Raw genomic sequence first — 13,305 nt, forward strand, 5'->3', positions numbered from 1 at the left:
AATATGAGAATATGGTGGTTTATTGATTTAAAAGCAAAAATTTCTGATAAGAAATATCTAAGAATTATCTATACTTATTTCTTTATCATAACCCTAATTACCGTCATAATTTGGCCATCTAAATCCTTTGATCTAAATAAGTATTCTATAACAGATCTTTTTCTTATATTTTCCATTGCTCATTTCATATTCATAACATACCTTTCTTCCCTTACTTTCTCAGGAAATCTTATTGCAGAAAGAGAATTTAAGATTATAAACCTTGCTCGCTTTTCACCATTTAAAATAAGAGAAATAATAAGGGGAAGATTTTTATCTAACTTACTTTATCTTATCTTTATCCTTCTTATCCTTCTTCCCTTTAATTTAATGATAGGTTTCTCTGTTGATTTTTCAAAAATAATTATTCTTTACTTTCTTCTTCTTTTAGATTCCCTTCCCATTATGGGATTAGGAATTCTCTGGTCAACCTTTTCCAATCCATCTATAAACTGGCTTCTCCACTGGACCACCTATATCCTATTTATAATTTTTCCCTTTCTCTTCCCATCAACCTTCTTTTTATTTCCTTTAAATAACATCCTCTGGCTTGTAAAGGCAGAAAACATCCTATATTTAAAGGTAAATTTTTACCCTTCAAGAGACCTTCCTATTATTATAATTTTCTACTTAATTATTTTTTTAATCTCTATACTTATCGCCGAAAAAAGGTTAAAATATTATCAAGGAGTTGATAAAAGATGAGATTTTTTTGATAACATAGAAAAACTTATTAATAAAGTAAATTCCTACCACCTTCTCGATATCATTTTTGTTTCTATATTAATTTTTTTAAACACTATTCTCATTTTTAATCTTCTTTCCGTGAAAATGAACTTTTTTATCCTTCTTCTTCCATTCCCTATTTTTTATTTATATTTTATAAAAAAGAAGAAACCTAATTATTATCAGATAATTCTTCAAACAGATAAATATTTCTCTTTAGATGAAGAGTTAATAACTTTTTGGGAATACAAAGATTACGATGATCCATACGGACTTATGGAAAGATTAAGAAAAAGATTAGAAGAAAAGCTTTCTAAAATAGACTTATCAAAGGCTTACAAATTTAAACCCTCTCCTCTTTTGAAAATTCTATTCCTTATCTTTGTATTTCTTTTAATACTAAATCTTATAACCTCTAAGGATATGCCAAAAAGTATTCCTCATATATTGGAAAACAAAGAAAATCAAGAAAGTAAGGTCAGTAGAATACCTGAAGAAAAGTTAGCTCTTAACGAAGAACTTTCCAAGAAGAATATTCCAAAAGAAAAGATATCTCAAGAAGAGTTTGACAAAGAGAAGTTAAAAGAAATGGAAAAACCAAAATCCTTAGAAGAATTTCTATCCCAATATAACTTGGATAAAAATACCCTAAAAAAAGAAAATAATCAAGCTGAAAAACATAAAGAAGAAAGAAAAGAAGCATCAAGTAAAAATAATAATCAAGAAAAGGGAGAAGAGGGAAAAGAGCAGAATATAAGTAATCTTCCCTTCCAAGGAGCAGGAAAATCCTACGCTTATGCTAATCCTTATGAGTCCAAAGAAAAGAGCACTCTTCAAGATGAAAAAGCTCTTAAGGAAGATATGAAGGGTAGTGAAACTCCATCAAATCAAGAGGGAACATTACCAGTTCCTACAGAGAGTGGGAAAGAAGTAGATAAAAATCCAAAATCAGGAAATTTACCAGGTACAGAAGAAAGGCCAGATAAACTTGGTCAAGAAACTCAAAGAAAAGTCTTTACAGGAGAGAAGATTTATGTACCACCATCTCAATCTGAAGAACTGGGCAAAAATTATCTATTTCAAGCACCAACCTTAGAAGGAAGAAGACTTTCTCAAGATAAAAGCCTATCTTTCAATCCTTCTTATGCTAAGGAGAGAGCAGTATCCTCAAGAATTCTCCCTTTAGAATTTAAAGAGATTTTAAAAACCTATTTTTCTCAGTAAAGGAGGTTTAACAAATTGACTTTATCAATACAAGATTTTACAGCTGTGGTAGATAGAATCAAAAAGGAGATAAGTAAAGTAATCGTTGGATATGATGAAATTATTAATTTTACTATTATATCTCTTCTCTCAGGAGGACATGTACTTTTAGAGGGAGTACCTGGTATTGGAAAAACTCTACTTGTAAGAACCTTAAGTGAAATTTTGGATTTGAAATTTTCTCGTATTCAATTTACTCCGGACCTTATGCCTGCAGATATTACTGGTACCAACATCATTTTAGAGGATGAAAACGGAAGAAAATATTTCAAATTCCAAGAAGGTCCAATCTTTGCCAATATAGTATTAGCAGATGAAATAAATAGAGCTACACCTAAAACCCAATCTGCCTTATTAGAAGCTATGCAAGAAGGAAGTGTTACATCTGGAGGAGTAATATATAGCCTTCCAAAACCCTTCTTCGTAATGGCAACCCAAAATCCTATTGAGATGGAAGGAACTTATCCATTACCCGAAGCCCAACTTGATAGATTTTTCTTTAAACTTATTCTTACCCCTCCATCCCAAGAGGAACTATTAGAGATTATTGAAAGAACTACAAATATTGAGACACCTAAGGTTAATAAAGTGGCAGACGGTAATACTATAGAAGAATTAAAGAAAATTGTAAGAAGTGTACCTATACCAATGGCTGTAAAAGAATATGCTGTAAAGATTGTACTGGCGACACATCCCGAAAGCCCCCATGCTACAGAAAAGGTAAAAAAATATGTAAGATATGGGGCAAGTCCAAGAGGAGCCCAAGCTCTAATTCTTGGAGGAAAGGCTTTAGCCCTAATAGAAGGTAAATCAAACGTAAGTTTCAAAAATATCAAAAAGGTAGCCATTCCTGCATTAAGGCACAGAATAATATTGAGCTTTGAAGGAGAAGCTGAAGGAATAACCACAGATGAAATAATAGAAGACATATTAGAGAAGGTGAAAGAATAACTATGGAAATATTAGATACAGAATTTTTAGAAAAAATAGAGAAATTAAGATTAGCAGTTAAAAAAATTAGGATAATAAGTAATGTGGGGGAAAGGAAAAGTCCCAAAACAGGAAAAGGCACAGAGTTTTCAGATTACCGAACTTATCAAATAGGAGATGAACTTAGGTATTTGGATTGGAATATATACGCTCGTTTTGAAAAATTTCTTGTAAAACTCTTTGAAGAAGAGGAAGACTTAGAAGTACATATTCTACTTGATAGCTCCTTATCTATGGACTTTGGAATTCCAACCAAATTCTTCTATGGGAAAAAATTAGCCTTAGCCTTCAGTTATTTAAGCCTTTCAGCCTGGGAAAAAGTCACCGTCACATACTTCCAAGATGATATAAAAGGAATCATCTCCTTAGAGAGGAAAAGAGAAAATATATTCAAATTATTAGATCAGCTTAATAAATTAGAGGCTCAAGGAAAAACAAATTTAAATGAAGTCATAAAAAAATATGTCTCATCTCTTAAAAGAAGAGCTATTTTAATGGTAATATCAGATTTTCTTTCACCCTATAAAGATGGAATCTTATATGCAAGATACAAAAAACTTCCAGTATATTTAATTCATGTGATCTCAGAAGAGGAAATATCTCCTCCATATGAAGGAAATCTCCAGTTAATTGATAGCGAAACCAATGAAATAATCAATCTATATTTGGATAAATCCCTAATAGAGAATTACAAAAAGACTTTAGATAAATTCCTAAAAGATATAGAAAATTTCGCTTTAAAAACTAATGCAGAATATATGAGAACATCCACCGTTATCCCGGTGGAAGATCTACTTTTTAGATACTTAAGGATGGGAGGATGGCTTAAATGAATATAAAATTTCTTAATCCATCCTTCCTATTCCTATTATTTTTAGAAGCTATCATTATAATCCTTTACTTAATAAAACCAAAAAGACTAAAGATAAAAGTACCAAGCTTAATACTTTGGGAAAAGACCATTGAAGAGAAAAATTTAGGAAGATGGTTTAAGAAGCTTCCTAAAAATCTACTTTTACTATTTCAGCTTCTTATCCTCTTTTTCCTTGTATTATCTCTATCAAAACCTATACTTAGTCTTCCCAGCATAGGATCAAAACCCACAATAATCATCTTAGATTCCTCTGCCAGTATGGCATCAAGGGATATATTACCATCCAGATTTCAAGAAGCAAAATCAGAGATTATAAAACTTATCAAAAGAAATCCCTTTAACATAAAGATGATAATAGCAAAGGAAAAACCAGAAATTATCTTAAATAAGAATGGAAGAGAAATAGAAAAGGAATTAGAGAAAGAAAAAGTCTTTCTTGGAGAAGGAAATTTAGAGGAAAGTATTAGAAAGGCAGAAAGTATATCCAAAGGAATCTCTCATGAAATTCATATCTTTACTGACGGAAGCGATCCTATCTCTATTCCAAAAGATTCTATAAACCAATATTTTTTACATATTATTGGAAGAGAAAGCTTTAATATAGGGATATTAGATGGAAGAATATTTCCCAAGAATGAATATATATATGAGATATTTTTAAAAATTGGGAATTTTTCACATAAACCTCAAGAATTTAATTTAAGGATAATACAAGACAACAATAAATTAAAGGAAGAAAAAATAAGAATGGAACCCAAGGAAATAAAAGTAGTAAAAACTGAGATTACAAAGGCTAAAGGAAAAATAGTAGGAGAAATAGATGTAAGAGATAACCTTCAAGAAGATAATAAAGCCTTCTTTTATATACCAACCTTTTCTCCAAAGGTTTTGCTTATCACCCTTGGAAATCCATTCTTAGAGAAAGCATTAAGATCAATACCCAATCTAAAAATCGATGTCAAAAGAGATTTTATAAATGTAGACCTAAAAAATTATAACTTTTACATCTTCGATGGACTAATCCCTTACTCAGATATATCAGGAAATTTTCTATTTATAGGTGGATATCCTGGCATTAATCCTCAAAATATAGAAAAGATAGGAAAAGTTAAGATACTAAGCTGGGAAGAGCATCCTATCACAAGATTTTTACAACTTTATGGAATAGGTATTGATAATGCTTATACCTTTAAAGATGAAAACTTAAAACCCCTTATATATACTGATAAGGGACCAGTAGCCTATATTTATGAAAAAGGCAATTCAAAAGGTATAGTATTATCCTTTGACCTATTATCCTCATCTTTTATATATAGTGATTCCTTCCCCATCTTCATATACAACTTATTAAGATACTATCTTTCTTATGATCCTCAAAAAAGATGCGATAATTATATGGATTCTCCAGGATTTAAAGAATATAATGGATACCTTTACGCTGTAAACATATTTTCACAAAAAGAATCAGATATATCTAATAAAATAAATATGGAAACAAAAAAGGAAGAAAGTAAAAAGGAAGAAAAAGGCTTTATACAAATAGATCTCTCCAAACCTTTAATATTCTTAGTCTTTCTTCTTCTTATAATGGAGATTTTCTTCTATCAAGGAGGAAAATACTATTCATGATATCTTTTGAAAATCCCATCTTTTTAATACTTATCCCCATAATATATATAATCATTAAAAGATACGGAAAAAGATCTCTATTAAGATCCCTAGAAATATTGCTTATCATCTTTGCGCTATCAGGCTTTCAGATTGTATCTTTTTCTGATAGAACAAATGTATTTTTCCTTTTAGACCAATCTGCCAGTATACCATCTTGGGAAAGAGAAAAAGCAATAAGCTTCATAAAAGAATCACTAAGGTATAAAAAATCCTATGATAGGGTAGGTATAGTATCTTTTGGCGGAGATACAAATGTGGAACATGATCTTTCAGAGAACATAGATATATCCTCACTTACTGGGATAAAGAATCCATATTTTACAAACATAGAAGATGCGGTAAATACTGTACTTGGATTAAAAAGCAAAGATACACCAGCAAGAATTATATTACTAAGTGATTTACAAGAAAATGCAGGAAATATAGAAAATATTCTCAGGAAATTAAAAGAGGAAAAAATACAGATTGATATCTTTCCTCTTAATACATCTTTCTATAAAGAGATAGGTATAGAAAAAATTCAAAATCCGGAAATGGTACATTTAGGACAGGTTTTTCCTGTAACAATAAAAATTAAAAGTTATGGGGTAAAAAACGCCAAATTAAGAATAAGATTTGAAGGAAAGCTATATACTTATGAGCTAAAGGATCTTAAAGAAGATAATATCCTTTCCTTCTCATTAACCTCTCAGAAAACAGGTTTAAAAGAGATAGAAGTTGAAATCTTATCCTCAGATGATACCTACAAAGAAAATAATCTTTATTCTTCTTATGTATATGTGCAAGGCAAACCCAAGATTCTTTATCTTGTAGGTAAGGGCTTTTCCTCCATCTTTCCTCAAGCTCTCATTAATCAAGGTTGGGAAATAGATTTTGATTATCCTAAATACAAAAAAATACCAATGATAGATAACTATCAAGCAGTAATAATAGATAATGTGCCAACCAGTGATATTTCTTTGGATAAAATGGACCTTATAAAAAGATATGTAACAGAAAAAGGAGGTACCTTACTTATACTTGGAGGAGACAAAAGTTTTTCTGCTGGAAACTATCATGGAACTCCTTTGGAAGACATTCTTCCTGTTACATTGAAACCAGAACAGATTCTTAAAAAAAGCAATGTAGCTATTGTAATAGTACTTGACGCTTCTGGAAGTATGGGAAGCTACTCGGGAGGAGAAGCAAAAATAGAACTTGCTAAAGAATCATCTCAACTTGTAATAGACCTTTTGGAAGAAAAAGACTATTTTGGCCTTATTGCCTTTGATCACTCCTATCAATGGATTGTACCTTTAGGGCCTCTTTCAGATAAAGAAAAGGCATCCTCCCTTATATATAAGATATCCCCAGGGGGAGGTACTGCTTTATATCCTCCGCTAAAATCTGCAGGAGAAGTACTGCAACGCGTACCCTTAAAGAGTAAACATATTATAGCTATCACTGATGGTCAAACTGAGGGAGGAGATTTTTATAATCTTGTAAGAGAACTTGCAAAAAATAACATCACAGTTTCCACTATTGGAATAGGAGAAGATGCAAATATCCCACTATTAAAAAATATAGCCAGTTGGGGAAATGGGAGATTCTATCATACATGGAATATCCGAAATCTTCCCCAACTTCTTCTCTCTGAAACTAAAGCGTTATTAAGATCTAACATAGTAGAAAAAAGATTTTTACCCCAAGCTAATTTAGAGGAAAAAGAAGAATTTCCGCCTCTTGAAGGATATGTATTAACTTCTTCTAGATATCCTTACCCAGTCTTGTTATCATCTCCTGAAGGAGATCCCATCTTAGCAAAAGGCCAGTTTGGGTTAGGACAGGTTATAGCCTTTACATCTGCTTTAAAACCCTACTGGGGAAGAGAATGGCTTTCATGGATTAAGTTAGGAAGCTTTTTTAGTGAGATGTTGAGAGAATCTATTCCTCATCAGATTTCAGAGGTTCAAATAAGCATAAGGGGGGAAGGAGGAAAGGGAATTATAAACTTAATCTATACTGATAAAAAAGGAAATTACATAAACTTTGCAGATTTAAAATACAAAGTAATAGATATGGAAGGAAAAGAATTCTCAGGAAATATGATACAAAAATCAGCAGGAAATTATGAGGGCACCTTCCCTATTGATAGATTAGGAAAATATCAAATTACTATTTATGAAAAAGAAAAAATTATTGCAAAGGTTCCATGGATGTTTGGAAACTCTCCTGAATTTTCCTCAAAAAAATTCAATAATAATTTAGCCCAAAAAATTCTTTCTTTTACATCTGGAAAGTTCCTCTCAAATCCATCAGAAGTATTTCGTAGAATATCCTATCCCGATATAGAAAGAAAAAATCTTCTTCCCATATTACTTATAACTTCCCTTATACTTTTCCTTTTAGAACTTTTCCTTAGAAGATTAAAAGAGATAAAGGAGATAATCTTAAACTTCCTTGGAAAAGTAAAAATAATAGAAGATCAAGAATGGTATAAAGAAGTAGAAAAGAAGATATTAGAAGAATTCAAAGGGAGTTCATCTCCATCCATGTTGGAAACAGTATCCTTGGAGATGAGAGCCCGTATGTTTATAGCCCATCTCAAAGAAGAGGAGAGAAAGAAAAAAGAGAAAAAGTAAAACTACTTAAGGTAAAAGGTAGCAACTACTGCCACCATAACTTCTTTTTCAATTGTTGAGGTATTGTAAGTTCCATAATCGCTTATCTCTGTAGAGTTTGGAGCCAAGACTTGTACAGCCCCCATATGTACAGATCTAATTGGACCTACTTTTTGTCCAGTACTTTCTGCAATCTTTTCCGCCCTATTTTTAGCATCCTGCATTGCCTCAGAAAGAAGATTAATTCTTAACTCTGGAAGTTTAGAATAATAATACTCTAAGGACTGGGTTGAGAAGGCTACACCATTATCAGTTAACTCTTGAAAATTCTTAGCAAGCTCTGTTATCTTTCGAATATCATTAGATTGCACCTCTACCGTTTGTCTTAAAATGGAATCCCTTGAATATTGCCTATCACTATAAAGCCAAGGTTGTTCAAGGTATACTGGAGATATGATAACAGTATTTGTATCTATGCCATTCTTTTTCAAAAATTCTAAAACCAAATTTAAATCTCTACTCATCTGTTGATATCCTTTATTAAGTGAATTAGCAGGTACAGTCCTTGTAAAAACTCCTACCCATTTCACTATATCTGATGTAACCCTTTTTCTTGCAGAACCTGTAACCGTTAAAGTATTATCTAAAGACCTTATCCTAATAAATGTATAGGATAAAATAAAAGCACTTATGATTATACTTATTCCCAATATTAATGCCCACAAAACATTATCATTCTTCATCTTGCTTCCCATAATAAAAAAATTTAGTTTATTATACCAAATATATTAATCATATTTTCTTATTATAGAACTATAAAATTCATCCAGATCTTTTTTATAGTAGTTTATATCCTCATAACTTTTTCCCATCATATGCCTCATCATAAAATTTCCTTCTTCCTGACATATCCTATCATGAATAGGAAAAACTTCTCTAATTAAAAAGAGGGTAAAGAGTACCAATCTTGAACTTCCATAAACCCTAGTTTCTCTCCCTGGAATAGCCTCCACTCCTACACTATATCCAAGTTTTATACTTTCTATAATATCCTTTAATTCCAAACTTAGTGAAAAAACTACTGTATAATACCAACCAAAAAGACTTCCAGTATCACACCCATGAGCATCTGTAACTCCAACTACAGGAATATTTTCACCCTTACTTTTTTCATAATGGTAAACCATTTGAAGATTATTAGAGGATAATTCAGAAATATGATATCCTCCCACTATCTCCACAGCATCAAAAATCCTCTTTTCATATAAGAGATGAAGGAGTCTTTCTGAAATATAATAGCCTTCTTTAATTCTCCAGAATGGATGACATAAAATACCAAGTCCTTCTGCTTTTCTTATTTTATTAAAAGACCATATAGAGGATGCTAATTGATATCTTTCAGGAATATCTGGTATTTCTAATTTTAACTTTTCCTCTATCTCCCAGACCTCCCGATTATATTTTTCTCTTTCTCTTTCAAATAATTCATTGATACTAAACTTTCCTCCAAAGTTTACAATATGTAAGGGATTATTGGGAGGATGGACCTCTTCTCCAGGAAATATCTTAAATCCCAAATCTAAATCTTTAAAGGTGTCAATAGCCTCAATAGAAGGAAAATATTTACCATGATCTGTAATAGCTACAAAATCTAAACCTATTCTTCTACAAGAACTTGCCACATAGGAAGGAGATTCTAATCCATCAGAATAATAAGTATGAATATGCAAATCACCTTTATAGGGTATTCTCATTAAAAGATCATCATTCACCGAATATATTGAAAAAGAAAAATTTTTATTGCCTATATCTATATAGATCACATGTTCTTGTTCCTCTTCAAAGAAACCCTCTATATAAAGCTTATTCCTATCACGCTTTACTTCAAGCCTCTTATATTCTTGTCTACTATTATAACTAACAGGAGAATGGAAAACTTTAACTTCAACTTCGGGTATTTTCCAATAGGAAAATTTAGGTTCTAAAGTTATAATCGATTTTGTATTTGCTCCTACTACCTTTGGATAAATTTTAAAATAATTATCAAGACTTATCATTTCATATACTCCTTTCTAACAATTTCACCACTTACTTTTAATCATTATCTTTTAAGGTAATAAAAAACAAAAATTCCTTGGTCAGACTCTTAATTTTTTCCACCAATATATAGATAAAATAAACAATACTTATAACATTAGAATAAAGAGTACTACTACTAAAATAATTTCTTAACCCTGAACTTAGAAACCATAAACCAGGAATTAAAATAAAAAGAGAATATAAAAGACTGTAAACCTTAAAAATTGACAGAACATTCTTTTCAGCATTAATTACTCTTAACCTTAACCAAGGAATAAAAAACATTAAAAAGCCAGAAAATAAAAGAGCAAGAGAAAAGATATATCCTTCCTTGGATATCAAAAAAATTATTGAGCTGATCTTTCCATCCCCATCTTTTAGATTTAGCAAGATAAAAACAATATATGGCATTATCGACATTAATGACATTTTGAAAGACTTAGGATATGAGAAAAAATGAATACCCAAAAATATATAAAGAGCAATAATAAACCACTGGGTATACCATCCAAGATTCGTCTCACTTAGAGAAAAGCCATAAAAGATTATAGTACTCTCAATAAGCATTAACAAATAATTAGAAATAGCAGTGCATAAATTATATTCTTTATACTTTAAGAACTCAAGATGAACCGGCATGTAAACTATACCACCAATAAAAGATGCCAAAAACAAAATAATGAATAAAACAGAAAGCTCTTCTTCCTTGTCCCCATAATTTATATAAAAATAAATACTTGTGAATAAAAATAAGATAGAAAAAAGAACCATAAAGGCTATAAACGTCCTATTAATAAAAGCCTCTCTTTTCTTATTTTCCTTTATAGACATTTTTAATCCCAAAAATTAATCTGAGAAAGGTATCCTCAATATAGGATCAAGAATCTTAGGAAAAGGTAAATGAGGTTCTGTTTGGTACCAAAAGGCAGTAGAGGAATAATCATCATATCTATTATTGTTATGTCCCTTTTCTATAGTTACCTTTATAGACTTCTCAAAATAAATAGGATCCTCTATATGGAACCTATAAAGAGTAATATATCCCTTCCAATTATTCTCACCTGGTAATATCAAACCATGGTAAGGAGCAGAATATTTTTGAGTAGGACACCATGCCATATTAAAATAATCTTCAGTACCTGTGCCATGTAATGACGGTGGCCATTTTTCACCATCAATGAATATCATATCATCTCCCTCTCCATACCAATTGAATAAATCCACTTCTCTCCTATTATGTATAAACAAAAAGCATCCCACATAATGCCCTTTACCTTCTGCCTCTAATATTACATAATTACTCTCACCAGTCCTATTTTCACCCCCAAATTGAAAAACATCATTCATGATAAAACCTGAGCTTATACCAAATGCAGATTCCGGTCCTGAAATTATCTCCTTTACTATATCTTCTTCACTTTTACCCTTCGCAATCTCCCTTCTCCATTGGGAATGAAAATATAATGTATTCTCTGGAAACTCTGGCCACAATTCATAATCAATATAATAATATACAGTTAAATCTTGAGAAAAATTCTGATTTTCTATAGAAATAACAGCTCTCTTTTTAAAGGGCATAGGAAACCATAAGTTAAATCCTTTACCATTTTCTGGACTCATCTGTATTGGTAAAGAAACAAAATTCTCAGTCTTACAATGACCACCTCCAAAAAAGTCTCCTATAGGAACCTCAACACTCGGATTTTCCTCCTCATCCCACCACATTCTTAAAATCCCTAATCTCAGAAAATGTTTCTCATTGGATCTAAAAGTCATCCATATATGAACTATTGCCCCGGGACCTTCTATATCTGCTAAAACCTTACTTTCTCCTGCCTTTATTTGTATAAAATCTTTATTCCCCCCACTTTTATCATAACTTGATATTCTCTTTCTCTTTATGTTCCTCTGAAACATCAGAGATCTTAAAGATGTATATGCATATTCCATATTCATCCTCCTGAATTTTCAAAATTTATTAACATAGTTTACCATATAGATAAAGGAGGATAGAAGATTAAATAATGATTAGAGAATCAGGCAATTCGTACTAACCTATAATCGGCACCACCCCTCCCTGGAAATTTTTAAAATAATTACAAGGCAGAAAATAAAGCTCACTGTTAAAGACAAGCAAAATTAAACTCACTTATAATATTCTTTTCATACGCAACCCCACAAGTTTCAATTATTTACCCAAAAATAGAAAAACAGTATCTGTAACTATAACAATTCAAGCTATTTCAATAAATGATATAAGTGTAGCAGATGAAGATAGTCCTTTTAATAAAATATTTCCCCATGAGTCTTTGAAAAAGTAAATTGATATTAAGTAAATAACAAATTGGGATCTCTCAATTTTCTGTCACTTCCCATACAAAACTTTCATTTAATTTCATCATTGATTATTAGCTTAAGAAAAATATACTTGTTTTTAAAGAACTTTTTAAAATAAAAAAAGAGAAGAATATAAACAAAAGCTTATTGTTAAAGATAAATCACAACTTCAGCTATATTTTCTTTTCTCCAAATTTGTTTAAAAAAAGGTTAAAGAAGGCTTATGAAAAAGATTATTAATCTTCTCTTAGTCTTTTTTCTTTTTACCCTTTCAATATCTGGTTTAACATCTAAATATGAATCCGAAGTTTCAATAAGTGTTTGGCAAAAAAACATATAGGGGAAGTAGTGATGACTGGGCTAATTCTGTAAGGCAAACAGAAAATGGTGGATTTATTGTAGTAGGAGGAACAAGATCCTTAGGAGCAGGAGGTAGTGATGTTTATATTTTAAAAATAGATAAAAATGGAGATAAATTATGGGAAAAATTTTATGGCGGAAGTGGTAATGATATAGCATATTCTATTCAGCAGACAAATGACGGCGGATATATAGTCGCAGGATATACATATTCATTTGGAAAAGGAGGAAAAGATGTATACATCATAAAACTTGATGCAGAAGGAAATACAGGACCATATCCTTCTAAGTAATGAATGATTAATAATATCAAGCTAAAAATATGATTATCATGATTCTTAAAAAGATCTATTTAAGAGCCAGAAA

11 protein-coding genes are annotated in these 13,305 nt (G+C 31.0%); 7 read left to right on the plus strand and 4 right to left on the minus strand.

The genetic code is table 11. The annotated features are described in order from the left end of the window. Positions 1 to 3: 3 nt before the first annotated feature. The 6 genes from ACY3IT_RS01245 (at position 4) to ACY3IT_RS01270 (ending at position 8,184) form a co-directional block, all read left to right on the plus strand. Positions 4 to 744, plus strand: coding sequence for a hypothetical protein (locus ACY3IT_RS01245; RefSeq protein ID WP_463082982.1), 741 nt, complete (start codon positions 4 to 6; stop codon positions 742 to 744). Between the two features lie 126 nt (positions 745 to 870). Next, positions 871 to 1,989, plus strand: coding sequence for a hypothetical protein (locus ACY3IT_RS01250; RefSeq protein WP_463082983.1), 1,119 nt, complete (start codon positions 871 to 873; stop codon positions 1,987 to 1,989). Between the two features lie 15 nt (positions 1,990 to 2,004). Then, positions 2,005 to 2,979, plus strand: a complete 975-nt coding sequence (locus ACY3IT_RS01255; protein WP_463082984.1) for an AAA family ATPase — start codon at positions 2,005 to 2,007, stop codon at positions 2,977 to 2,979. Between the two features lie 2 nt (positions 2,980 to 2,981). After that, a complete protein-coding gene (locus ACY3IT_RS01260; RefSeq protein ID WP_463082985.1) occupies positions 2,982 to 3,851 on the plus strand; it encodes a DUF58 domain-containing protein in 870 nt (289 codons plus the stop codon). Further along, the gene (locus tag ACY3IT_RS01265; RefSeq protein WP_463082986.1) at positions 3,848 to 5,521 is read left to right on the plus strand and encodes a vWA domain-containing protein; all 1,674 of its coding nucleotides are present in this window, start codon (positions 3,848 to 3,850) and stop codon (positions 5,519 to 5,521) included. The genes ACY3IT_RS01260 and ACY3IT_RS01265 overlap by 4 nt, the downstream gene beginning before the upstream one ends. Next, positions 5,518 to 8,184, plus strand: coding sequence for a VWA domain-containing protein (locus tag ACY3IT_RS01270; protein ID WP_463082987.1), 2,667 nt, complete (start codon positions 5,518 to 5,520; stop codon positions 8,182 to 8,184). The genes ACY3IT_RS01265 and ACY3IT_RS01270 overlap by 4 nt, the downstream gene beginning before the upstream one ends. A 2-nt stretch (positions 8,185 to 8,186) precedes the next feature. Here the strand turns inward: ACY3IT_RS01270 and ACY3IT_RS01275 are convergent, their stop codons facing one another. Genes ACY3IT_RS01275 through ACY3IT_RS01290 form a run of 4 tightly spaced genes read right to left on the minus strand, consistent with a single transcriptional unit; the run spans position 8,187 to position 12,192 of the window. Beyond that, a complete protein-coding gene (locus tag ACY3IT_RS01275; RefSeq protein WP_463082988.1) occupies positions 8,187 to 8,918 on the minus strand; it encodes an SIMPL domain-containing protein in 732 nt (243 codons plus the stop codon). Between the two features lie 33 nt (positions 8,919 to 8,951). Then, positions 8,952 to 10,220, minus strand: a complete 1,269-nt coding sequence (locus ACY3IT_RS01280; RefSeq protein WP_463082989.1) for a PHP domain-containing protein — start codon at positions 10,218 to 10,220, stop codon at positions 8,952 to 8,954. A gap of 37 nt (positions 10,221 to 10,257) precedes the next feature. Beyond that, positions 10,258 to 11,073, minus strand: a complete 816-nt coding sequence (locus ACY3IT_RS01285) for a hypothetical protein (protein WP_463082990.1) — start codon at positions 11,071 to 11,073, stop codon at positions 10,258 to 10,260. Positions 11,074 to 11,088: 15 nt separating this feature from the next. Next, on the minus strand, positions 11,089 to 12,192 hold the full coding sequence (locus tag ACY3IT_RS01290; protein ID WP_463082991.1) for a glycoside hydrolase family 172 protein: 1,104 nt from the start codon (positions 12,190 to 12,192) through the stop codon (positions 11,089 to 11,091). Positions 12,193 to 12,896: 704 nt separating this feature from the next. Here ACY3IT_RS01290 and ACY3IT_RS01295 point away from each other — a divergent pair. Then, the gene (locus ACY3IT_RS01295; protein WP_463082992.1) at positions 12,897 to 13,232 is read left to right on the plus strand and encodes a hypothetical protein; all 336 of its coding nucleotides are present in this window, start codon (positions 12,897 to 12,899) and stop codon (positions 13,230 to 13,232) included. The last annotated feature ends 73 nt before the right edge of the window (positions 13,233 to 13,305 follow it).

Source organism: Dictyoglomus sp. GBS (genome assembly GCF_055179815.1).

Bases quoted from the DNA above. Each gene is read 5' to 3' on its own strand.
- ACY3IT_RS01245 (WP_463082982.1), top strand. From the start codon at position 4: ATGAGAATATGGTGGTTTATTGATTTAAAAGCAAAAATTTCTGATAAG.
- ACY3IT_RS01250 (WP_463082983.1), top strand. From the start codon at position 871: ATGAACTTTTTTATCCTTCTTCTTCCATTCCCTATTTTTTATTTATAT.
- ACY3IT_RS01260 (WP_463082985.1), top strand. From the start codon at position 2,982: ATGGAAATATTAGATACAGAATTTTTAGAAAAAATAGAGAAATTAAGA.
- ACY3IT_RS01265 (WP_463082986.1), top strand. From the start codon at position 3,848: ATGAATATAAAATTTCTTAATCCATCCTTCCTATTCCTATTATTTTTA.
- ACY3IT_RS01270 (WP_463082987.1), top strand. From the start codon at position 5,518: ATGATATCTTTTGAAAATCCCATCTTTTTAATACTTATCCCCATAATA.
- ACY3IT_RS01275 (WP_463082988.1), bottom strand. From the start codon at position 8,918: ATGGGAAGCAAGATGAAGAATGATAATGTTTTGTGGGCATTAATATTG.
- ACY3IT_RS01280 (WP_463082989.1), bottom strand. From the start codon at position 10,220: ATGATAAGTCTTGATAATTATTTTAAAATTTATCCAAAGGTAGTAGGA.
- ACY3IT_RS01285 (WP_463082990.1), bottom strand. From the start codon at position 11,073: ATGTCTATAAAGGAAAATAAGAAAAGAGAGGCTTTTATTAATAGGACG.
- ACY3IT_RS01290 (WP_463082991.1), bottom strand. From the start codon at position 12,192: ATGGAATATGCATATACATCTTTAAGATCTCTGATGTTTCAGAGGAAC.